The sequence below is a fragment of the Kitasatospora sp. NPDC058170 genome, assembly GCF_042883905.1.
Taxonomy (GTDB): domain Bacteria; phylum Actinomycetota; class Actinomycetes; order Streptomycetales; family Streptomycetaceae; genus Kitasatospora.
The window spans coordinates 79,235-102,556 of record NZ_JBHVUV010000031.1; the positions used below are offsets into that span (position 1 = coordinate 79,235).

General features: G+C 73.4%; 13 protein-coding genes and 1 rRNA gene. 3 read left to right on the forward strand and 11 right to left on the reverse strand.

Going from position 1 to position 23,322, the window contains the following annotated elements; all coding sequences use genetic code 11:
• Window positions 1–42 precede the first annotated feature (42 nt).
• Window positions 43–4,773: an ATP-dependent helicase gene (locus ACFVVX_RS30140; protein WP_387950180.1), complete on the forward strand. Its 4,731-nt coding sequence runs from the start codon at window positions 43–45 to the stop codon at window positions 4,771–4,773.
• 131 nt (window positions 4,774–4,904) lie between these two features.
• Here ACFVVX_RS30140 and ACFVVX_RS30145 read toward each other — a convergent pair whose 3' ends face one another.
• From ACFVVX_RS30145 to ACFVVX_RS30185, 9 genes are all read right to left on the reverse strand, one after another.
• On the reverse strand, window positions 4,905–5,204 hold the full coding sequence (locus ACFVVX_RS30145) for a hypothetical protein (protein ID WP_387950182.1): 300 nt from the start codon (window positions 5,202–5,204) through the stop codon (window positions 4,905–4,907).
• A 54-nt stretch (window positions 5,205–5,258) separates the two neighbouring features.
• Window positions 5,259–5,627 (reverse strand): helix-turn-helix domain-containing protein, encoded by a 369-nt coding sequence (locus ACFVVX_RS30150; protein ID WP_148642736.1) that lies wholly within the window; start codon window positions 5,625–5,627, stop codon window positions 5,259–5,261.
• A gap of 375 nt (window positions 5,628–6,002) precedes the next feature.
• Window positions 6,003–6,521, reverse strand: coding sequence for a CinA family protein (locus ACFVVX_RS30155; protein WP_387950183.1), 519 nt, complete (start codon window positions 6,519–6,521; stop codon window positions 6,003–6,005).
• A gap of 47 nt (window positions 6,522–6,568) precedes the next feature.
• The gene (gene pgsA / locus ACFVVX_RS30160) at window positions 6,569–7,207 is read right to left on the reverse strand and encodes a CDP-diacylglycerol--glycerol-3-phosphate 3-phosphatidyltransferase (RefSeq protein ID WP_387950185.1); all 639 of its coding nucleotides are present in this window, start codon (window positions 7,205–7,207) and stop codon (window positions 6,569–6,571) included.
• Window positions 7,204–8,691, reverse strand: coding sequence for a 30S ribosomal protein S12 methylthiotransferase RimO (rimO, locus tag ACFVVX_RS30165; protein ID WP_387950187.1), 1,488 nt, complete (start codon window positions 8,689–8,691; stop codon window positions 7,204–7,206). The genes pgsA and rimO overlap by 4 nt, the downstream gene beginning before the upstream one ends.
• Window positions 8,692–8,787: 96 nt before the next feature.
• Window positions 8,788–9,651, reverse strand: a complete 864-nt coding sequence (locus ACFVVX_RS30170; RefSeq protein WP_387950189.1) for a helix-turn-helix domain-containing protein — start codon at window positions 9,649–9,651, stop codon at window positions 8,788–8,790.
• A 273-nt stretch (window positions 9,652–9,924) separates the two neighbouring features.
• Complete coding sequence (locus ACFVVX_RS30175; RefSeq protein WP_387950191.1) at window positions 9,925–12,624, reverse strand: DNA translocase FtsK; 2,700 nt, start codon at window positions 12,622–12,624, stop codon at window positions 9,925–9,927.
• A gap of 122 nt (window positions 12,625–12,746) precedes the next feature.
• Window positions 12,747–13,382, reverse strand: coding sequence for a response regulator (locus ACFVVX_RS30180; RefSeq protein ID WP_387950193.1), 636 nt, complete (start codon window positions 13,380–13,382; stop codon window positions 12,747–12,749).
• 304 nt (window positions 13,383–13,686) lie between these two features.
• Window positions 13,687–18,249: a HAMP domain-containing protein gene (locus ACFVVX_RS30185; protein ID WP_387950195.1), complete on the reverse strand. Its 4,563-nt coding sequence runs from the start codon at window positions 18,247–18,249 to the stop codon at window positions 13,687–13,689.
• 506 nt (window positions 18,250–18,755) lie between these two features.
• On the opposite strand from ACFVVX_RS30185, the gene ACFVVX_RS30190 reads away from it, so the two are divergent.
• Both ACFVVX_RS30190 and ACFVVX_RS30195 read left to right on the forward strand, forming a co-directional pair.
• Window positions 18,756–21,317, forward strand: coding sequence for a SpoIIE family protein phosphatase (locus tag ACFVVX_RS30190; RefSeq protein ID WP_387950197.1), 2,562 nt, complete (start codon window positions 18,756–18,758; stop codon window positions 21,315–21,317).
• 286 nt (window positions 21,318–21,603) lie between these two features.
• Window positions 21,604–22,164 carry an acetate uptake transporter gene (locus ACFVVX_RS30195; RefSeq protein ID WP_387950199.1) on the forward strand — a complete coding sequence of 187 codons (561 nt, stop codon included), beginning with the start codon at window positions 21,604–21,606 and terminating at the stop codon, window positions 22,162–22,164.
• A 136-nt stretch (window positions 22,165–22,300) separates the two neighbouring features.
• On the opposite strand, the gene ACFVVX_RS30200 is transcribed toward ACFVVX_RS30195, so the two are convergent.
• Both ACFVVX_RS30200 and rrf read right to left on the reverse strand, forming a co-directional pair.
• A complete protein-coding gene (locus tag ACFVVX_RS30200) occupies window positions 22,301–23,140 on the reverse strand; it encodes a phosphatase PAP2 family protein (RefSeq protein WP_387950200.1) in 840 nt (279 codons plus the stop codon).
• Between the two features lie 97 nt (window positions 23,141–23,237).
• Window positions 23,238–23,322 (reverse strand): 5S ribosomal RNA (gene rrf, locus ACFVVX_RS30205); the annotation flags it as partial.

Below are 23,322 nucleotides of genomic sequence, written 5' to 3' on the forward strand. Positions count from 1 at the left end.
CGCCCGCCCACGGTTGTCAGTGCCACCCGGCACCATGGGGGCATGGCGCCCCGCACCCCAGACCAGCAGCCGGCCGACCGGCCGCCCGACCCGCTCGCCGGCTTCGCCCCGGCCACCCGGGCCTGGTTCAGCGGCGCCTTCAGCGCGCCCACCACCGCCCAGGCCGAGGCCTGGCGCGCCATCCAGCGGCAGACCGACGTCCTGGTCGTCGCCCCCACCGGCTCCGGCAAGACGCTCGCCGCGTTCCTCTCCGCCCTGGACCGGCTCAGCAGCACCCCTCCCCCGGCCGATCCCAAACGGCGCTGCCGGGTCCTCTACATCTCGCCGCTCAAGGCCCTCGCGGTCGACGTCGAGCGCAACCTCCGCGCCCCGCTGGCCGGGCTGCGCCAGGCCGCCGTCCGGCTCGGCCTGCCCGAGCCCGAGGTCGAGGTCGGCATCCGCTCCGGCGACACCCCCGCCGCCGACCGCCGCCGCTTCGCCGGCCACCCCCCGGACATCCTGATCACCACCCCCGAGTCACTCTTCCTGCTGCTCACCTCCGCCTCCCGCGAGGCCCTGCGCGGCATCGACACGGTGATCCTGGACGAGGTGCACGCCGTCGCCGGCACCAAGCGCGGCGCCCACCTCGCCCTCAGCCTGGAGCGGTTGGACGAGCTGCTCGACGCGCCCGCCCGCCGGATCGGCCTGTCCGCCACCGTCCGCCCGGTCGAGGAGGTGGCCCGCTTCCTCAGCCCGCAGCGCGGCGCCGCCATCGTCCAGCCCCCCTCCGCCAAGGAGTTCGACCTCTCGGTGGTCGTCCCCGTCCCCGACCTGGACGACCTGCCCGCCGCCCCGGCCGGCCCCGGCGAGGCCGCCGACCCGGCCCGGCAGAGCTCCATCTGGCCGCACGTCGAGGAGCGGATCGTCGACCTCGTCCAGGCCCACCGCTCGACCATCGTCTTCGCCAACTCCCGCCGCCTCGCCGAGCGCCTCTGCAACCGGCTCAACGAGATCGCCCACGAGCGGGCCGCCGGCGAGCCGCTGCCCGAGGCGCACTCCCCCGCCCAGCTGATGGCCGAGTCCGGCGTCGCCAAGGGCGCCCCGCCGGTCATCGCCCGCGCCCACCACGGCTCGGTCTCCAAGGAGCAGCGCGCCCTGGTCGAGGAGGAGCTGAAGGCCGGCCGGCTGCCCGCCGTGGTCGCCACCTCCAGCCTGGAGCTCGGCATCGACATGGGCGCCGTCGAGCTGGTCGTCCAGGTCGAGTCCCCGCCCTCGGTCGCCTCCGGCCTGCAGCGGGTCGGCCGGGCCGGCCACCAGGTCGGCGCCGTCTCCACCGGCGTCGTCTTCCCCAAGTACCGCGGGGACCTCGTCCAGTCCGCCGTGGTCACCGAGCGGATGCGGTCCGGGCGGATCGAGGCGCTGCGCATCCCGCGCAACCCGTTGGACGTACTCGCCCAGCAGCTCGTCGCCATGACGGCCCTGGACGCCTGGCCGGTGGACGACCTGCTCGCCCTGGTCCGCCGGGCGGCGCCGTTCGCCACCCTCCCGCAGTCCGCCTTCGACGCCGTGCTCGACATGCTGGCCGGCCGCTACCCCTCGGACGCCTTCGCCGAGCTGCGCCCCCGGCTGGTCTGGGACCGCGTGGCCGGCACCGTCACCGGCCGCCCCGGGGCCCAGCGGCTGGCCGTCACCTCCGGCGGCACCATCCCCGACCGCGGCCTGTTCGGCGTCTTCATCGCCGGCGCGGACCCGAAGAAGGGCGGCGGCCGGGTCGGGGAGCTCGACGAGGAGATGGTCTACGAGTCCCGCGTCGGCGATGTCTTCACCCTCGGCACCACCTCCTGGCGGATCCAGGAGATCACCCACGACAAGGTGCTGGTCACCCCCGCCCCGGGCGTCCCCGGCCGGCTCCCGTTCTGGAAGGGCGACACCCTCGGCCGACCGCTGGAGCTCGGCCGCGCGCTCGGCGCGTTCACCCGCGAGCTCGGCGCACTGCAGCCCGAGGCCGCCACCGCCCGGCTCAGGGCGGCCGGCCTGGACGACTGGGCCGCCGGCAACCTGCTCGACTACCTCGCCCGGCAGCGGACGGCCTGCGGCCACCTCCCGGACGACCGCACCATCGTGGTCGAGCGCTTCCGCGACGAGCTGGGCGACTGGCGGATCGTCATCCACTCCCCCTTCGGCGCCCAGGTGCACGCCCCCTGGGCGCTCGCCCTCGCCGCCCGTCTGCGCGAGAAGCACGGCCTGGACCCGCAGGTCATGCACGCCGACGACGGCATCGTGCTGCGGCTGCCCGACGCCGACCTGCTCGACTTCCCACCGGAACGACCGGAGCAGCCGGAACATCCGGAGCAGAGCGGCCAGGCGGCCTCGGACGACGCACCGGTCGGCGCCGACGCCGCCCTGTTCGACCCCGCCGAGATCGAACAGCTGGTCACCGACCAGGTCGGCGGCTCCGCCCTGTTCGCCTCCCGCTTCCGCGAGTGCGCCGGCCGCGCCCTGCTGCTGCCGCGCCGCAGCCCCGGCCGGCGCACCCCGCTCTGGCAGCAGCGACAGCGCGCCGCCCAGCTCCTCGAGGTCGCCTCCGAGTACGGCTCCTTCCCGATCGTGCTGGAGGCGGTCCGGGAGTGCCTCCAGGACGTCTTCGACGTCCCCGGCCTGGTCGAGCTGATGGGGGATCTGGAGTCCCGCGCCGTCCGCCTGGTCGAGGTCACCACCTCCGAGCCCTCCCCGTTCGCCCGTTCCCTGCTCTTCGGCTACGTCGCCCAGTTCCTCTACGAGGGCGACTCCCCGCTCGCCGAGCGCCGCGCGGCCGCCCTCTCGCTCGACTCCCGGCTGCTCTCCGAACTCCTCGGCCAGGCCGAGCTGCGGGAGCTGCTCGACCCCGGGGTGCTCGCCGAGCTGGAGGCCGAACTCCAGCGCCTCACGCCCGAGCGCCGGATCAGGGACGCCGAGGGCGTCGCCGACGCGCTGCGCCTGCTCGGCCCGCTCGCCGAGGCCGAACTCACCGCCCGCGGCGCCGAACCGCTCTGGGCCCTGGAGCTGGAGGCCGCCCGCCGGGTCATCCAGGTCCGGATCTCCGGCGAACAGCGCTGGGCCGCCGTCGAGGACGCCGGACGCCTGCGCGACGCCCTCGGCACCCCCCTGCCGGTCGGCGTCCCCGAGGCCTTCACCGAACCGGTCAAGGACCCGCTGGGCGACCTGCTCGCCCGGCACGCCCGCACCCACGGCCCGTTCACCGCCGCCGAGGCCGCCGGGCGCTTCGGCCTCGGCACCGCCGTGGTCACCGGCACCCTGCACCGGCTCACCGCCGCCGGCCGCCTCGTCCAGGGCGAGTTCCGGCCGGTCGAGGGCCACACCGCCACCGTCGAGTGGTGCGACGCCGAGGTGCTGCGCCGACTGCGACGCCGCTCACTGGCCGCCCTGCGCCAGGAGGTCGAGGCCGTCCCGCCGCGCGCCCTGGCCGCCTTCCTCCCGCAGTGGCAGCACCTGGCCGGCCACCGGCTGCGCGGCCCCGACGGCCTGCTCCGGGTGGTCGAGCAGCTCCAGGGCACCGCCCTGCCCGCCTCGGCCCTGGAGAAGCTGGTCCTGCCCGCCCGCCTCGCCGACTACACGCCCGGCCTGCTGGACGAGCTGATGGCCGCCGGCGAGCTCGGCTGGTCCGGCGCCGGGGCCCTGCCCGGCAAGGACGGCTGGATCGGCCTGCACCTCGCCGAGAACGCCCACCTGCTGCGCCCCGAGCCCGTCCCGCCCGCCGTCACCCCCGTGCACACCGCCCTGATGGCGGCTCTGGAGGGCGGCTACGGCCTGTTCTTCCGCCAGCTGGTCGACCGGCTGCACGCCGAGGGGCTCACCGAGGCCACCGAACCGGAGATCGTCGACGCCCTGTGGGACCTGGTCTGGGCCGGGTACGTCAGCAACGACACCCTCGCGCCGCTGCGCGCCCTGCTCGGCTCCGGCCGGACGGCGGGCGCCACCGCCCACCGCGCACCCCGGGCCACCCCGCGCGGCCGCTACGGCGGCGCCGGCCGCCCCTTCGGCCGAACGGGCGCCGCCGGCCTGCGCAGCGGCCCGCCGACGGCGGCCGGCCGCTGGTCGCTGCTGCCCGCCCTCACCGCCGAGCCGACCGCACGGGCCACCGCCCAGGCCCAGAGCCTGCTGGACCGGCACGGCCTGCTGACCCGGGGCGCGGTGGCCGCCGAGCGGGTGCCCGGCGGCTTCGCCGGCGTCTACCGGGTGCTGGCCGCCATGGAGGAGCGCGGCCGGACCCGCCGGGGCTACTTCGTGGAGGGCCTCGGCGGCGCCCAGTTCGCCATGGAGGGCGCCGCGGACCGGCTGCGCTCGGTCAGCGGGCGGCTGGAGCGGACCAGGCCCACCGAGTGGCCGGCCGGCCCGACGGCCGAGCCGCCCCAGCTGCTGGTGCTGGCCGCCGCCGACCCGGCGAACGCCTACGGCGCCGCGCTGCCCTGGCCCGATCCGCCCACCTCCCCGGGTGCCAAGGAGGCCCGGGCCCACCGGCCGGGGCGCAAGGCCGGCGCCCTGGTGGTCCTGGTCGACGGCGAGCTGGCCCTCTACGTGGAGCGCGGCGGCAAGTCCCTGCTGGCCTGGCCGCAGGCGGACGGCGCCCGCGCACTGGCCGCCTCGGCGCTCGCCTCGGCGGTCCGCCAGGGTGCGCTCGGCAGCGTCACCATCGAGCGGGCCAACGGCGAGCCCGCCCTCGGCTCGGACCTCGGCGCCGCCCTGGAGGAGGCCGGGTTCCACGCCACCCCGCGCGGGCTGCGGCTGCGGCCCTGAGACACGGCGAAGGCCGCCGGGCCGGTCCCACCGGCCCCGCGGCCTTCGTCCTTCGTTCGTGTCCCGTCGCGTCCTCGGTCCTGTCACCCGGGTGCTGCCACGGTGCTGCCACCGGAGGTCCGACGGCTCCGTCACCCGATCGGAGGCTCCGCCTCCACCCGGACCATGCCCTCACCCGTTCGGCTCCGCGGTCCGGTCGCTCTCCAGTCGGCGTGGACCGGGATCAGACCGAGCCCCCAGCCGCCGGCCGCGAGCAGACCCAGCGCGGCACCGTCCGGCAGCGGCCCCCGGGCGACCAGCAGCCACCAGCCGAGCGCACCCGCCGGCACCAGGAGGACCGATCGGACCCACCGGGGAGGCAACCGCCGTCGGGACACCAGGCGTCCCAGGCGTATTCGGGCCTCGGTGTACACCACCGCAGCTCTTCGCACGACCGCCTCCTTCGCTCGCCCCGGGCACCAGGCGCCCGGGAGTCGAGGCCGGAGTCAGGCGGCGACCACGTCCATCGCGGCGGCCTTGGGCGAGAGGTTCGCCCGGTCGGTGCCGGGGGCGGGCAGCGGTACCGGTTCGAGTACCGGCCTCAGCAGTTCACCTTCGGAGAGGGTGGCCATCGCCGCAAGTTCGGCGAGCGACAGTTCGTCGCTGACCTCGCGCATGACCTCGGACATCCGCACGTCGAGTGCGTCGCAGATGGCGGAGAGCAGCTCCGAGGAGGCCTCCTTCTGCCCCCGCTCGACCTCGGAGAGGTAACCGAGCGAAACCCTGGCGGCTGCCGACACCTCGCGGAGTGTGCGGCCCTGGCGCTGGCGCTGCCGACGCAGTACATCGCCCAGTAGGCGACGAAGCAGGATCATCGGTGCCTCCCTCCTCGGACTGCGGATCGAGATGTCACGCCCCCACCGTACCGCCTTGCCCGCTTCGCGTGCGGGGACCATGGTCGTGTTCACTCTGGGCTGCAAGGCTGTCCCCTCCCCATTTTCGGTGCCGCACCCGGGCCGTCGAGCCCCTCGTCGTGCCCTCCGCGCGGCACCCGGCCACCGCTGCGCCATTCCTTCGCCACCTGGTTTCTGCCCAACCAGGCCCTCCGATGTAACACGATCCTCCAGCTGTGCCATACCCGTACGCCAGCTCGGCAGATCTCGGTTCGGTGGAGATCTTGGGTAGGCGGTCTCTCCTGGCGTCCTGCCGCGGCGGTGACGTGCTGGACCGGCCGCAGGTGGACGACGGGGTCAGTGCGTGTCCGCACCGGACGGAAGCCGCCCGACGAGCAGCTCCAGAGCGGCGGTCACCGCTCCGTGACGGATTGTGGCACGCTCCCCCGACAGCCGTGGCGAACTGACCAGACTTCCCCCCGGACCGGCGACGGCGAGGTGTACCGTGCCCACCGGCTGCCCGTCCTGCGGCTCCGGCCCGGCCACCCCGGTCGTCGCGAGCCCGTACGTGGCGCCCAGCAGCCGCCGCACCCCCTCGGCCATCTGCCGCGCCACCACCGGGTGGACCGGCCCGTGGACGGCCAGCAGTCCCTCGTCGACGCCGAGCACCGAGGCCTTCAGCTCGGTCGCGTACGCGGTGACCGACCCCCGGAAGGTCCGGGACGCCCCGGGGACGTCCACCAGCACGGCGGCCAGCAGGCCGCCGGTGAGCGACTCGGCGACCGCCAGGGTGCTGCCCTCCCCGCGCAGCACGGCGTGCGCCCGCGCGGCCAGCTCGTAGTCGGCCCCCTCCGGCACGCCCCCCGTGCCGGTCACCGCCCCCGCGCCTGCCGTGTCCACCCCGTCCACCCCTGGATCCCCCTTCACCGGCCGGCGCGCGCCGCGGCCAGCCCCTCGCGGCGCAGTCGCAGCGCCTGTCCGACGTAGTCCAGCGCGGTGCCCACGGTCAGCAGCACCGCCAGCGCCATCAGCACGGCCCGCGCGGTGGCCAGCCAGCCGGTCAGCTCCAGCACGTACATGCCCACCGCGATGCCCTGGGTGAGCGTCTTCAGCTTGCCGCCCCGGCTGGCCGGGATCACCCCGTACCGGATCACCCAGAACCGCATCAGCGTGATGCCGAGCTCGCGCGCCAGGATCACCACCGTGACCCACCACGGCAGGTCGCCCAGGATCGACAGGCCGATCAGCGCCGAGCCCATGATCGCCTTGTCGGCGATCGGGTCGGCGATCTTGCCGAAGTCCGTGACCAGACCCTTGCGGCGGGCCAGCTCGCCGTCGAAGAGGTCGGTGATCATCGCGACGGCGAAGGAGGCCCAGGCGACCGCGCGCCACTTCGGGTCGTGGCCGCCGTCGGCGAAGAGCAGCGCGACGAAGACCGGCACCAGCAGCAGCCGGAGCATCGTGAGCATGTTCGCGATGTTCCAGATGCCCGGCGCCGCGGGCACCTCGGCCTCCGGTCTGCCCGGGTGGGCCGCGGTCGGGGCGCCGGGCCCTTTGGTCATTCCCCGGCTCCCGCGGCCTGGGCCCCCGCGAGCCTGGGCACCCGGACCTGCTCCAGCGCCTCGGCGACCAGGTCGACGCCCTCGCTGGCGACCACCCGGGCCCGGTAGAACTGGCCGATCTCGGGGTTCTCGACGCCGGTGAGCGCGGTGAGGCCGTCCGTCTCGGGGGCCTGGTGGGCGGCGCGGCCCTCGACCAGGTCGCCCTCCACGGACTCGATCAGCACCTCGACCTCGGTGCCGATCCGCTGCTCGGCCCGCTGGGCGGTCATCTCCTCGGCGAGCCGGGTCAGCCGGTCGAGCCGGTCCGCCACCACGTCCTCGGGCAGCTTGCCGTCGAAGGTCGCGGCCTCGGTGCCGTCCTCGTCGGAGTAGCCGAAGACGCCGATCGCGTCCAGGCCGGCGTTGGTGACGAAGCGCTCCAGCTCGGCGAAGTCCTCCTCGGTCTCACCGGGGAAGCCGACGATGAAGTTGGACCGCGCGCCGGCCTGCGGGGCCTTGCCGCGGATCGTCCCGAGCAGCTCCAGGAACTGGTCGGTGGAGCCGAAGCGGCGCATCCGGCGCAGCACGGCGGGCGCGGAGTGCTGGAAGGACAGGTCGAAGTACGGCACCACGTCGGCGGTGCCGGTCATCGCGTCGATCAGGCCGGGGCGCATCTCGGCGGGCTGCAGGTAGGAGACCCGGACCCGCTCGACGCCCTCGATCTCGGAGATCCCGCCGAGCAGCGTCTCCAGCAGCCGGATGTCGCCGAGGTCCTTGCCGTACGAGGTGTTGTTCTCGCTGACCAGGACGACCTCGCGGACGCCCTCGCCGGCCAGCCACTGGGCCTCGTGCAGGACGTCGGAGGGGCGGCGGGAGATGAACGAGCCGCGGAAGGCCGGGATGGCGCAGAAGGAGCAGCGCCGGTCGCAGCCGGAGGCGAGCTTCACGGAGGCGACCGGGCTGTCGTCCAGCCGCTTGCGCAGGGTGCGCGGGCCGGAGGCGGGCGCGAGGCCCGCCGGGAGGTCCTCGGGGGCGCCGTGGCCGGGCAGCGCGACCTCGGCGGCCGCGGCCTGGCGCTCGACCGGGCTCAGCGGCAGCAGCTTGCGGCGGTCGCGCGGGATGTGCGAGGCGTGGTGGCCGCCGGAGAGGATGGTCTGCAGGCGGTCGGAGATGTCGGCGTAGTCGTCGAAGCCGAGCACCCCGTCCGCTTCGGGCAGGGCCTCGGCCAGCTCCTTGCCGTACCGCTCGGCCATACAGCCGACCGCGACGACGGCCTGGGTGCGGCCGTGCCCCTTGAGGTCGTTGGCCTCCAGCAGGGCGTCGACGGAGTCCTTCTTGGCGGCCTCGACAAAGCCGCAGGTGTTCACGACGGCGACATCGGCTTCGGCGGCATCGTCGACCAGGGACCAGCCGTCGGCCTCCAGTCGCCCGGCGAGTTCCTCGGAGTCCACCTCGTTGCGGGCGCATCCGAGCGTGACAAGGGCGACAGTACGGCGTTCAGGCATAGGGCCAAGATTAACGCGCGGCCCCCGGTGCCGTTCGCCCCGGAGGCCGCGCGCCTCGCTTTGCCGGCCTTCCGCCGGGCCCCGACCCCGTCGTGGTCAGCCAGCCTGCGGGTCGCCGGGGGTGTACGTGACGTGCACCACCTGGCCGTTCTTGCCCGCCGGACCGAGGTCCTTGCCGTTGACGTACACGTGCACGGCCCCGGCGTTGCCGATCACCAGCTTGATCTGCTTGGGGTCGGTGAAGGTCTGGTCCTGACCCTCCGCGATGTTGTTCTGGAACAGCGACTTTCCGGTGCCGTCCAGTGCGGACACCCAGCTGGTGTCCTTCTCGGCGACCAGCTTCACGGTGACCTTGTCGGCCGGGGCGGCGGCGATCGCCGCGACGCTGGGCGCCGGGGCGGGCGGCTGCACGCTGGGCGAGGGCGCCGGGGCCACCGAGCCGGTGCCGGAGCCGCTGGGCAGCGGCGCACTGGCGGAGCCGGTGGTCGAGCCGCCCGTCTTGCCGCTGACCAGGTTGAAGCCGATCAGGGCGACCACGGCGACGATCGCGGCGACCATGGCGGCCGTCCAGTTCGGCCGGCGGCGGTCGGTGACCTTGATCGGCCCGGTGTCCAGCAGCTGGGCCGGACGCCGCTGGGCCGGGGCGCCGCCGTGCGCGGCGTCGTAGCGGGCGACGAGCTCCTCGCCGTCCACGCCGACCGCGCGGGCGATCGCGCGGATATGGCCACGGGCGTAGAAATCGCCGCCGCAGCGGCCGAAGTCGTCCTCCTCGATGGAATGCACGATGGGCACCCGGACCCGGGTGCTGGTACTCACCTGATCCACCGTGAGTCCGGCGTCGATCCGGGCGACGGACAGCACCCGGCCGATGCTCGGGGCATCGGCCGCGTGCTCCGCGTCACCGGCCGGGTGGGCGGACGACGGGGCGTTCTCGCGGTCGGGGGACTTGCCGATGGTCACGGGGCACGCCTTTCGAGCGGATGGCCACCTGCTGGAGAACAGTCTAGGGGCGCGGGCGGATCGTTTCTCAAGCGGAATAGGACCGAATGCGCGGACCGGTCCGGGCCGGGGCCCGCTCCCGCGCTGACCTGGCATCAGCGCGGGCGGGGGCCGTGCACACAGGCCGCTTTGCGGCGTGTGACGCGGTGCACGCCCGTTCGGTTCCGTACACCGCGCCTACCCTCCACCGAACGAGTGAACCGGATCGGGGACCACCTTCCGTGCGCACCCGGATCAGCCCCGGATTCCCACGATGATGCCGTCCAGCTCGTCCGGTGTGACGAGCACGTCGCGGGCCTTGGAGCCCTCGCTGGGACCGACGATCCCGCGCGACTCCATCAGGTCCATCAGCCGGCCGGCCTTGGCGAAGCCGACCCGCAGCTTGCGCTGGAGCATCGAGGTGGAGCCGAACTGGGTGGAGACGACGAGCTCGGCCGCCTGGATCAACAGGTCGAGGTCGTCGCCGATCTCCTCGTCGATCTCCTTCTTCGGCCCGCCGCCAACGGTCACGTCGTCCCGGTAGGCGGCCGCCAGCTGGTCCTTGCAGTGCTGGACCACGGCGGCGATCTCCGCCTCGGTGACGAACCCGCCCTGCATCCGGATCGGCTTGCTGGCGCCCATCGGGAGGAAGAGCGCGTCGCCCTTGCCGATCAGCTTCTCCGCGCCGGGCTGGTCCAGGATGACCCGGGAGTCGGCCATCGCCGAGGTGGCGAACGCCAGCCGGGACGGCACGTTGGCCTTGATCAGACCGGTGACCACGTCCACCGAGGGCCGCTGGGTCGCCAGCACCAGGTGGATGCCGGCCGCGCGGGCGAGCTGGGTGATCCGGACCACCGAGTCCTCGACGTCGCGCGGGGCGACCATCATCAGGTCGGCCAGCTCGTCGACGATCACCAGCAGGTACGGGTACGGCGTCAGCTCGCGCTCGCTGCCGAGCGGCGGGGTGACCTTGCCGGCCTTCACCGCCGCGTTGAAGTCGTCCACGTGCCGGAAGCCGAACGCGGCGAGGTCGTCGTAGCGCAGGTCCATCTCGCGCACCACCCACTGGAGGGCCTCGGCGGCCTTCTTCGGGTTGGTGATGATCGGCGTGATCAGGTGCGGGATGCCCTCGTAGGCCGTCAGCTCGACCCGCTTGGGGTCGACCAGCACCATCCGGACCTCGTCCGGGGTGGCCCGGACCAGCACCGAGGTGATCAGGCAGTTGATGCAGGAGGACTTGCCCGCGCCGGTCGCGCCCGCCACCAGGATGTGCGGCATCTTGGCGAGGTTGGCCATCACGGTGTGGCCCTCGACGTCCTTGCCCATGCCGACCAGCATCGGGTGCGGGTCGTCGGCGGCCGCGCGCGAGCGCAGCAGGTCGCCGAGGTTGACCATCTCCCGGTCGAGGTTGGGGATCTCGATGCCGACCGCCGACTTGCCGGGGATCGGGCTGATGATCCGCACGTCCGCGCTGGCCACCGCGTAGGCGATGTTCTTGGCGAGCGCGGTGATCCGCTCGACCTTGACGGCGGGGCCGAGCTCGACCTCGTAGCGGGTGACCGTCGGGCCCCGGGTGAAGCCGGTGACCCGGGCGTCCACCTTGAACTCGGCGAAGACGCCGGTGAGCTGGGCGACCACGTCGTCGTTGAGCTTGCTGCGGGTCTTGCCGGGGCCCCCGCGCTCCAGCAGGTCGAGGGAGGGCAGCGCGTAGGTGATGTCTCCGGAGAGCTGGAGCTGCTCCATCCGCACCGGCGCCGGGCCGTGCTCCTCGGGCGCCCCCTGGCCGCCGGCGCGGGCGGCCGGGACGGCCGGCTCCTCCGGCGGGGCTGTGCGGTCCTGCACCTGGTGCATCATGTCCGCCACCGCCGAGGAGGCGGGCACGCCGTAGACCAGCGCGCCGTCCAGGTCGGCGGCGGCCCCGGCGGCGAGGTTGCGGGTGGCGTACGGGTCCTCGGGGTCCTTCACGAACATGTCGGGGACGGCGGGGGCGGGCTCCGGCTCGTCCGACTGCTTGCGCCGGCGGCGCCGCCGGCGGGCGGCGATCTCGTCCGGCGGGCCGTCGCCGTCGGTGTCCACCGTGAAGGGCAGCGCCGAGGGGTCGGCGTCCTCCGGCGGCTCGGTGGACAGCTCCCACTCCGGCGCGCGCCCGTCGGCCGGCCCGTCCTGCGGGCGGGGCTCGACCACGCCGAGCCGGACCCCGACCGACCGCAGCCGCTCGGGGATCCGGTTGAGCGGGGTGGCGGTGACCACCAGCAGGCCGAAGAGCGCCAGCAGCAGGAGCAGCGGCACCGCGAGCGCGGGCCCGGCGGCGGCCATCATCGGGGTGGAGGCGGCCCAGCCGATGATGCCGCCGGCCGCCCTTATCCGGGTGGCGCCGCTGCCCATCATGGGAGCGCCGCAGCCGATGTGGACCAGGCCGAGGACGCCGACCAGCAGCGCGCTCAGGCCGATCATGATCCGCCCGTTGGCCTCCGGCAGCTCCGGGTGGCGGATCAGCCGGATCGCGACCGCCGCGAGCAGGAAGGGCACCAGCACGTCCAGCCGGCCGAACAGCCCGGACACCACGTTGGTGGCCGCCTGGCCCAGCCAGCCCTGCGGGCTGAACCAGGTACCGGCCGCGGTGACCAGCGCGAGCGCGAACAGCAGCAGGCCGACGCCGTCCTTGCGGTGGGCCGGGTCCAGGTTCTTGGCGCCGTCGCCGAACCCCCGGAACACGGCGCCGACGCCGTGCGCCAGACCGAGCCAGACGGCGCGCACGGCGCGGAAGAGTATCGGCTTCGGCGGGGGCGGCGCGGCCGGAGCCGGGGCCGGCTTGGCCGGAGCCTTCTTCGCCGGGGCGGCCTTCTTGGCGGCCGCCTTCTTCGCGGGCGGCTTGGCCGGAGCCTTCGCCGCGGCCTTCTTGGACGGTCCCGGACTCGAGTTGCGTGCCGCGCTTCCGGGCGTACGTGTGGCCATGGCTCAGCAGCCTACCGGCGCCGACCACCCGTGCACATGCGGCCGAGCCGGGGGGCCCGGCCGTGTCGCAGACACACCGTCACGCTGATCCGCTTTCACCCGGACGGCGGAAGCGGACCGTCTCAGTCCGTCCCCGGGCGGAGCGCCTCCAGGGCGCGCCGCAGCTCCGCGAGCTTGCGCTCCAGGTGCGCCGCGGTCGCGGCCGCCCCGCTGTGCTCGGCACCGTCCAGCTGCTTGCCGAGCGCCTCGGCCTGCTCCTCCACGGACGCCAGCCGCGCCGACAGCTCGCCGAGCAGCGCGCCGCCGATGGCCGGCCGGCTCTCGCCCGCCTCCAGCTGCAGGCGCAGCAGTGCGGCCTGCTCCCTCAGCTGGCAGTTCTTCACGTAGAGGTCGACGAAGACCGAGACCTTGGCGCGCAGCACCCAGGGATCGAACGGTTTGGAGATGTAGTCGACGGCACCGGCCGCGTAGCCCCGGAACGTGTGGTGCGGTCCGTGGTTGATCGCGGTCAGGAAGATGATCGGGATGTCCCGGGTGCGCTCGCGCCGCTTGATGTGCGCGGCGGTCTCGAAACCGTCCATCCCGGGCATCTGGACGTCCAGCAGGATCACCGCGAAGTCGTCGGTGAGCAGCGCCTTGAGCGCCTCCTCGCCGGACGCGGCGCGGACCAGCGTCTGGTCCAGCGCGGAGAGGATCGCCTCCAGCGCCAGCAGGTTCTCCGGCCGGTCGTCGACCAGGAGGATCTTCGCTTTCTGCATTACGACCCGCCCTCCTGACGTCTGACTGCCTGGGGAAGGCACCCGCGTACTGCCCACCACTACCCCGGTCATGCTAGCCGCACCCCCTCGCCCGGCACATCGCTCCGTCGCGAGATGATCCGGAGCGGCGCGCATCCAGTGCACCGGCGCACGCTCAGCAGCGTGTTGCCATTCGGTCACTGTTCGCAACGATCGGTGACCCTACCCGGTTCCCGCCCCTCCCCGCCAGCAAACCGGCCCCCCGGCTGGCGCGAAGCCCGGAGCGGACCCCGTGCTTCACGCCCCCGGTGGGCCGGCCCTGCCGTCAGTCGCGGTGCAGGCGCTGCCGCATCACCGCGAGCAGGTGGTCGGTCTCGACCGGCTTGGTGATGTGGTCGGTGGCGCCGGCCTCCAGGGACTTCTCGCGGTCGCCCTTCATCGCCTTGGCGGTCAGCGCGATGATCGGCAGCCCGGCGAACTGCGGCATCCGCCGGATCGCCTCGGTGGTCGCGTAGCCGTCCATCTCCGGCATCATGATGTCCATCAGGACCAGCGCGACGTTCTCGTGCTGCTCGAGCATCTCGATGCCCTCCCGGCCGTTCTCGGCGTACAGCACGGTCAGGCCGTGCTGCTCCAGCACGCTGGTGAGGGCGAAGACGTTGCGGACGTCGTCGTCCACGATCAGCACCTGCTCGCCGTCGAAGCGGGCGGCCACCCGCCCGGCCGAGCGGACCGCCGCGGCGGGCACGGACGTGAGGCCCGGCCCCTCCAGGGCGGCCGCGCGGCGGCGCTCGACGGCGCCCCGGCGGCGCTCCTCGGCGAGTTCGCGGACCTCCTGGGCCCAGTGGTCGGCCGGGTTCTCGCCGACCGGGACGGGCGTGCCGGCCGGGGTGACCCCGACCGCGGCGCGCACCGCCGGGGCGGCCTGCAGAGGCTGCCCGGCGCCGGGGAGGTCCGCGGCCTCGGTGCGCAGCGGCAGGTACAGGGTGAAGGTCGAGCCCTTGCCGAGCTCGCTCTCGGCGTGGATCTCACCGCCCAGCAGCCGGGCGATCTCCCGGCTGATCGACAGACCGAGGCCGGTGCCGCCGTACTTGCGGCTGGTGGTGCCGTCGGCCTGCTTGAACGCCTCGAAGATCTCCCGCAGCTTGTTGCCGGGGATGCCGATGCCGGTGTCGGAGACCGCGAAGGCGATCAGCGCGTCGTCCGGGTCCCTGATCGCCCCGGACTCCAGCAGCCGCTCGCGGACGTGCTGCGGGACGTCCGGGCCGGCCGGGCTGATCGAGAAGTCGACGGCCCCGGCGTCGGTGAACTTGACCGCGTTGGAGATCAGGTTGCGCAGCACCTGCTGGAGCCGCTGCTCGTCGGTGTGCAGGGTGACCGGCAGGGCGGGCGAGACCCGGACGGCGAAGTCCAGGTTCTTGTCCACCGCGACGGGCTGGAAGGTGGCCTCGACGTAGTCGACCAGCTGGACCAGGGCGATCCTGGCCGGGCGGACGTCCATCTTGCCGGCCTCGACCTTGGACAGGTCGAGGATGTCGTTGATCAGCTGGAGCAGGTCGGAGCCGGCGCCGTGGATGGTGTCGGCGAACTCGACCTGCTTGGGCGAGAGGTTGCCCTCGTTGTTGTCGGAGAGCAGCTTGGCCAGGATCAGCAGCGAGTTGAGCGGGGTGCGCAGCTCGTGCGACATGTTGGCGAGGAACTCGCTCTTGTAGCGGGAGGCGAGGGCGAGCTGTTCGGCGCGCTCCTCCAGGACCTGCCGGGCCTCCTCGATCTCGCTGTTCTTGATCTCGATGTCGCGGTTCTGCTGGGCGAGTTGCTCGGCCTTCTCCTGCAACTCCTCGTTGGTGCGCTCCAGCTCCTCCTGGCGGGCCTCCAACTCGGCGGACCGCATGGAGAGTTCCGCGGTGAGCCGCTGGGACTCCAGCAGCAGGCCCTCGGTCTTGGTGTTGACGCTGATGGTGTTGACGGTGACGCCGATCAGGTCGGCGATCTGGTTGAGGAAGTCCAGCGCGACGGTGGTGAAGGAGCTGAAGGTGGCCAGCTCGATCACGCCCAGCAGCCGGCCCTCGAACAGCACCGGCAGGACGACGATGTGGGCCGGTGAGGCCTCGCCCAGCCCCGAGGCGATCTTCAGGTACCCGGGCGGGGCCTCCTTGAGGATGATCGAGCGCTTCTCCACCGCGGCCTGACCGATCAGCGACTCGCCGGGCCGGAAGGTCGTCGGCATCGCCCGGCGCTGGTAGCCGTAGCTGCCGATCAGCCGCAGCACGGTGTCGTTCTCGTCGTCGTCCTCGGTGATCAGCTCGGCGGTGCGGCCGGCCGGCTGGGCCAGGAAGAAGGCGCCGTGCTGGGCGGAGACCACCGGGGTCAGCTCGGTCATGATCAGTGAGGCGACCGCCTCCAGGTCCCGGCGGCCCTGCAGCAGGCCGGAGATCCGGGCCAGGTTGGTCTTCAGCCAGTCCTGCTCCTGGTTGGTGCGGGTGGTCTCGCGCAGGTTGGCGATCATCTGGTTGATGTTGTCCTTGAGCTCGTCGAGCTCACCGGAGGCGTCCACGTCGATCCGCAGCGAGAGGTCGCCCCTGGTGACCGCGGTGGCGACCTGTGCGATCGCGCGCACCTGCCGGGTCAGGTTGTTGGCCAGCTCGTTCACCGACTCGGTGAGGTCCTGCCAGGTGCCGTCCACACCGGGGACGCGGGCCTGGCCGCCGAGCCGTCCGTCGGTGCCCACCTCGCGGGCCACCCGGGTCACCTCGTCGGCGAACGAGCCCAGCTGGTCGACCATGGTGTTGATGCTGGTCTTGAGCTCGAGGATCTCGCCGCGCGCGTCCACGTCGATCTTCTGCGACAGGTCGCCCCGGGCCACCGCCGTGATCACCAGGGCGATGTTGCGGACCTGGCCCGTCAGGTTGTTGGCCATCAGGTTGACGTTGTCGGTCAGGTCCTTCCAGATACCGGCCACGCCCGGCACCCCGGCCTGGCCGCCCAGGATGCCGTCGGTTCCCACCTCGCGGGCCACCCGGGTCACCTCCACCGCGAAGGCGGAGAGCTGGTCGACCATGGTGTTCAGGGTGCCGGCGAGCGCCGCGACCTCGCCCTGCGCCTCGATGGTGATCTTCTTGGAGAGGTCACCGCGGGCCACCGCGGTGGCGACCTCGGCGATGTTCCGCACCTGGCTCGTCAGGTTGGAGGCCATGAAGTTGACGTTGTCGGTCAGGTCCTTCCAGATGCCCGACACCCCGCGCACCCGGGCCTGGCCGCCCAGGATCCCCTCGGTACCCACCTCGCGCGCCACCCGGGTCACCTCGTCGGCGAACGCCGACAGCTGGTCGACCATGGTGTTGACGGTGGTGACCAGTTCCAGGATCTCGCCGCGGGCGTCGACGGTGATCTTCTTCGAGACGTCGCCGCGGGCCACCGCGGTGGTCACCTCGGCGATGTTGCGGACCTGGCTGGTCAGGTTGTTGGCCATCAGGTTGACGCTGTTGGTCAGGTCCTTCCAGGTGCCGGACACCCCCGGCACGCTGGCCTGCCCGCCGAGGATGCCCTCGGTGCCGACGTCCCGGGCGACCCGGGTCACCTCGTCCGCGAAGGCCCCCAGCTGGTCCACCATCGTGTTGATGGTGTTCTTCAGCTCCAGGATCTCGCCCCGCGCGTCCACCTGGATCTTCTGCGACAGGTCGCCCTTGGCGACCGCCGTGGTCACCTGGGCGATGTTGCGCACCTGGTCGGTCAGGTTGTTCGCCATGAAGTTGACGTTGTCGGTCAGGTCCCGCCAGACCCCGGCCGCGCCCGGCACCTGCGCCTGGCCGCCGAGGCGCCCCTCGGTGCCCACCTGGCGGGCCACCCGGGTCACCTGTTCCGCGAAGCCGGAGAGCTGGTCCACCATCGTGTTGATGGTGTTCTTCAACTCCAGGATCTCGCCCCGCGCGTCCACCTCGATCTTCTGCGAGAGGTCCCCGCGCGCCACCGCGGTGGTCACCTGGGCGATGTTGCGCACCTGGCCGGTCAGGTTGTCGGCCATGAAGTTCACCGAGTCGGTCAGGTCCCGCCAGACCCCGGCGACGCCCGGCACCTGCGCCTGACCGCCGAGCCGGCCCTCCGTCCCGACGTCCCGGGCGACCCGGGTGACCTGCGCGGCAAAGCCGTTGAGCTGGTCCACCATCGTGTTGACGGTGTTCTTCAGCTCCAGCATCTCGCCGGCCACCTCGACCGTGACCTTGCGCGACAGGTCGCCCTTGGCCACCGCGGTGGTCACCTGGGCGATGTTGCGCACCTGCGCGGTCAGCCGGCCCGCCATGGTGTTGACCGAGTCCGCCAGGTCCTTCCAGCTGCCCGAGACGCTGCGCACCTTGGCCTGGCCGCCGAGCTTGCCCTCGGTGCCGACCTCGATCGCCACCCGGGTCACCTCGTCGGTGAACTCCGACAGCTGGTCCACCAGCCCGTTGACGGTCCGCCCGATCTTCAGGTACTCACCGCGCAGCGGGTGGCTCACCCCGTTGCTGTGCAGCGAGCGGAGCTCCATCTTCTGGTCCAGGTCGCCCTCGGCGATCGAGGCCAGCACCCGGCCCACCTCGGCCATCGGCCGGGCCAGGTCGTCGATCAGGGCGTTGCAGTTGTCGACCGCGGCCATCCAGGCGCCCTCGCCCGCGCCGGTCTCCAGCCGCTCGTTCAGCCGGCCCTCGCGGCCCACCGCCCGGCGGACCCGGGCCAGTTCGCCCGTCAGGTGCTGGTTCCGCTCGGCGACCTCGTTGAACACCGCCGCGATCTCCGCGAGCGGCCCGTCCCCCGGCACCGTCAGCCGGCGCCGGAAGTTGCCGTCCCGCATCGCGGTCAGCGCGGCCAGCAACTTGCGCAGCTCGGCCGGCTCGGCGCCCCGGTTGTGGTTCACTCGCCGACCGGCCGCGCTCCGCGGCGCGGCCCCGGGCCGCCCGCCGCGCGGAGCCGGCGGCGTCGTACCGGTTGCGTCCTTGGTGGCCGAACTCAACGGGACCCTCCCACATCGTGAACTGTCCGGTGACCGCCCCGCGCCCCATCGGGCCCCGGCCCGGCCACCGGCCCGGCGCAACTGCGCACCGGCGGCCCTCTCGGCGCACCGGCACCCGCAACGACCGTACTGCCCGACCGGCCCTCGTGGACCCCCCAGTCTGGCAGCACCGGCGCCGGGTATACGGCCGGTTGCGCTCGGTTGGTACCGCCCCGGCCGAAACAGGTGGGGAGAATCACCCTCAGGTGCCTGTTTCACCGCCCCGCCCCCACGGGGAACCAACCGGAAAGTAGGGTGGAGCGCTGCACCGGGCCACGACCCGCCCCAGCGCCGCCGCCCGCCCGGCCGGCGCGCCGGGAGTCGGCGCCGCACCGGGACAGCCAGGGCCAGAGCAGAGGAGAAGTGGCAACGTGGTCACCGCGCGCGCAGCCGCCACCTTCGAACCCGTCGGCCGCTCGGCCGGCGCCGCCCGCGGCTTCGTCCGGGACGCCCTGCTGGGCTGGGGCCTGCCCGAGGTCGTCGACGACGCCGTCGTCCTGGTCAGCGAACTCGTCACCAACGCCGTCGTGCACGCCGGCACCGCCGCCGAGGTCTGCTGTCTGCGGGAGGAGGAGACCGTCCGGATCGAGGTCACCGACCACCATCCCGAGCGCGGCCTCCCCTCCTTCGCCGACGTCCCCGTCACCGCCTCCGACCGCTACGCCGACCCCGACGGCGAGGGCGGCCGCGGCCTGCTGATGTGCTCCGCCCTCGCCGAACGCTGGGGCGTCGAGTACTCCGCCGGCCGCAAGACCGTCTGGTTCCGCCTCGCCCTGCCCGCCCACGTGATCGGCACCCGGTACGCGGTCCCCGCCACCCCGGGCAGCGAACTGCCCAGCACCGCGGGACCGGTGCACGTCGCGGTGGTCCAACTCGACGACGACGGCCGGGTCCTCGCCTGGAACCCGGACGCCGAGGCGCTCTTCCAGCACCCCGCCGACACCGTCCTCGGCCTGCCCTGGGCCGACCTCGCCGCCTGGCCGCAGTCCCCCGGCATCGGCCTCGGTCTCGCCGAGACCCTCCGACTGGCCCGCTGGGAGGGCAGCTTCGGCCTGCGCCGCGCCGACGGCCAGACCGTCGACGTGTACGGCGTCCAGGTCCGCATCCGCGACACCCAGGGCGTCCCGTCCACGCTCTGCCTGCTGGTGAGCGAACCCGACCGCGCCGTCCTGCGCTCCCCCGCCCGCGGCCTGCCCGCCGACGCCCCCGACCCGGCCGGCACCCGGCTCGACCTGCTCTCCGGGCCCTCGCTCACCGACGACCTCGACTCCCTGCTCCAGCGCACCGTCGAACGCGCCCGCGACCTGCTCGACGCCGACGCCGCCTACGTGCTGCTCACCACCGACGACGAGGCCGAGTTCGAGGTGCGGGCCGCGACCGGGCTCACCTCCGGCCACCGCCGGCACACCCGCTTCCCGGTCGAGAGCGGCAACCGCTACGACTCCGCCCGGCTGCCCTCCGTCCACGAGGACCTCGCCACCCGCCCCACCGGCCTCCCGGTCCTCACCGGCAGCGGCATGCGCTCGCTGCTCACCGTCCCGCTCAAGGTCGAGGGCCGTCTGATCGGCTCGCTCGGCATCGCGGCCGCCGCACCCGGCCGCTACGACAACGAGGACGCGCTGCGCGTCCAGTTCGCCGCCGACCGGGTCGCCCTCGCCGTCGAGAGCGCCCGGCTGACCGAGCTCGAACGGCTGCGCCGCGGTTCGCTCTCCTTCCTCGTGGAGGCCTCCGACCTGCTGGCCGGCACCCTCGAACACGAGCAGACCCTCGCCCTGATGGCCCAGATGGCCGTCCCCACCCTGGCCTCCTGGTGCGCCGTCTACACCAACGGCGACCACGGCGCGGCCGCCTCGCCGGCCTTCGTCCTGCACGAGGACGAGGACCGCATCGACCCGCTGCGCGCCCTGCTCGACAAGACCGCCGCCCCGGACTCCGGCCCCAACCACGGCGCCCGGTTCTGGACCGCACCCGTCGACACCGCCCGCGCCGCCGGACTGACCGAGAGCCCCGAACTCGCCGGCCTGCTCGGCGAGACGGTGGTCCTGCCGCTCGTCGCCCGCAACCGGGTCATCGGCCTGCTCGCACTCGGCACCTCGGCTGGCGTCAGATTCCGTCAGGAGATCCTGGAGCTCGCCGAGGACCTCTCCCGCCGGGCGGCCCTGGCACTCGACAACTCGCGTCTCTACTCGGAGCGCACCGCCACCAGCCAGGCCCTGCAACGCAGCCTGCTGCCGCCGGAGTTGCCCGAGATCCCGGGCGTCGAGGTGGACGTCTACTACCAGGCCGCCGGCGAGGGCAACGAGGTCGGCGGGGACTTCTACGACCTGTTCACCATCCGCGAGGGCACCTACGGCTTCGCCATCGGCGACGTCTGCGGCACGGGCCCCGAGGCCGCCTCGGTCACCGGCCTCGCCCGGCACTCGCTGCGGCTGCTCGCCCGCGAGGGCCTGGACGCCCCGCAGGTCCTCAGCCGGCTCAACGCGGCGATTCTGGACGAGGGTTCACGCAGCCGCTTCCTGACCCTGCTGTACGGCGAGCTGACCCCCCGACCGGACGGCAGCACCGAGCTCTCACTGGTCTGCGCCGGCCACCCGCTGCCGCTGCGGCTGCGCACCGACGGCCAGGTCGACCGGGCCGCCACGCCGCAACCGCTGCTCGGGGTGATGGACGAACTCGACCTGGTCGCCGAGCACTTGGTGCTCTCACCCGGCGAGGTCCTGCTGTGCGTCACCGACGGCGTCACCGAACGCCGGGAGGGCCTGCGGATGCTGGGCGACGACGGCCTGGCCGAGGTGCTCACCGGCTGCACCGGCCTGACCGCGGGAGCGGTGGCGCTGCGGGTCCAGCGGGCCGTCGAGCGCTTCGCCCCGGAGCCGCCGTCCGACGACATGGCGATCCTCACCCTGCGGGTGCCCACCCAGCGCGCGGGCTGACCGCGCCTGTCCGCCGACCGGCCGACCGTGAGCGTTCGACAGCTGACGGCGCCGCAAATTGTGCGATTCACAAGGGTACAAGCCAGTCCGGCCGGGTACACCGATCTCACCGGGGAATCCCCCGGAGGGGACACGACCAGCGGCTTTCGCGCTGGCCCATCATTCTGACCGCAGCCGTCGCACGCTCCAGCCGTGCGCCCTCGGCGCGGTCGCGCGCATCCACCTCATCGAACACCCACTTGCGTTGACAGCGCCCTGCGCGCGCCCAGAGTGAAAGGAGCCTCCGGTGAGCAACGAAGCTACCGGGGCACAGAACGCCCGTTCCGGAGCCGACGCGGGTAACCTCGGCTACCTCGCCCTCGGCCTGACTCTCCTCGCCTACGGCCTGCTCTCCACTGGCATCTTCAGTGGCGCCAAGGCCGGCGACGCAGCCTCTCTCACCCACCTTCTCGGCGGCCTCACCCTCTTCATCGCCGGTCTCTGGCAGCTCCGCGCCGGCGAGGGCTTCACCGGGACGGCCTTCACCAGCCTCGGCGCCTTCTGGGCCACCTGGTCCGTGGCCGGCGGGGCCGGGAAGAACGCGGCAGGGCTGTTCCTGCTGCTGTGGGCGCTCCTCGCCCTCAGCCTCACCGCGGCCGCCTGGCAGTCCGGCCTGTTCAGCCGCCTCGTCTACGGGCTGCTGACGGTCTCCCTGGCGCTCTCCGCGATCGCGACCTTCACCACCACCGGTGGCCTGGCCAAGTTCGCCGGCTGGGTCGCGGCCGCCTCCGGGCTCGTCGCCTGGTACTGGGCCACCGCCGCGCTGACCAACAGCGGGTGGGGCCGGGCCGCACTGCCGGTCAAGTGATCCGGTAGGCACCGCCCCTCCGGAGGCGGCCGCCGCTGGACACCACTGAACGCCGGTGAACGCCGGTGGGCCGGACCCTCTCGTACGGGTCCGGCCCACCGGCGTCCTGTCGTTTCCGCTGCCCCGCCCCGGCTCCTCAGGGGTGTACCGCGGTCCTCTCCTCGGCCGGCCTGCCCTCGGGCGAGGCTTCCGGGCGCCGGGCCCGCCACCGCCCCGCAGCCGCCTGGGCCGCGTACGCGAACAGCAGGATCACCACCGCCACCAGGCCGTCGGCCCAGAAGTGGTTCGCCGTGACCACGACCACCGCCACGGTCAGCACCGGGTGGACCACCATCACCCACCGCAGCGGGCTCGGCGACACCTTGATCACCGCAACCGCCGCCAGCACGCACCAGGCCACGTGCACCGAGGGCATCGCCGAGAGCTGGTCGGCCACCACCATCCCGCCGACCGCGCCCCCGTACACCGACTGCCCGTACTCCTTCGCCACGTCCACGAAGCCGTTCCCGGGCAGCATCCGGGGCGGCGCCACCGGGATGAACTGGACCAGCAGACAGACCGCCGTCGTGATCACCACGGTGTTGCGCACCCACGCGTACCGCGCGCGGTGCCGGACGAACACCCAGACCAGCACCCCGATCATCACCGCGAAGTGCATGGAGGCGTAGTAGTAGTTCGCGAGCTTCACCAGGGCCGGGCAGGGCGTGACGGCGGCCTGCCAGGACGCCTCGTCCGGCAGCCCCAGGGAGAGTTCCGTCCGGTGGATCCAGCTCGCCCGGTCCAGGGCGTGATCGGTGCTCATCACGGAGAGGTGCCCGACCAGCTGCCAGAGCGCGAACAGCGCCAGCAGCGTGCCGGCCTCCCGCAGCATCGCCGACAACGGCGTCCGTCTGGCCCGCGCGGCCGCGTACGAGCCGCCGTAGAGAGCGACCGCGGCGCCCCCGGCGGAGTGCCAGGTCAGGGTCAGGTTCTGCAACGGGATCGCGCCTCTCCACCGAGCTCAGATGTGCTGGCAGAGACGTTAACGCAAAAAGACCCCCATCCGAATGGATGGGGGTCTTTTTGGAATGATTGTTCGGCGGCGTCCTACTCTCCCACAGGGTCCCCCCTGCAGTACCATCGGCGCTGTGAGGCTTAGCTTCCGGGTTCGGAATGTAA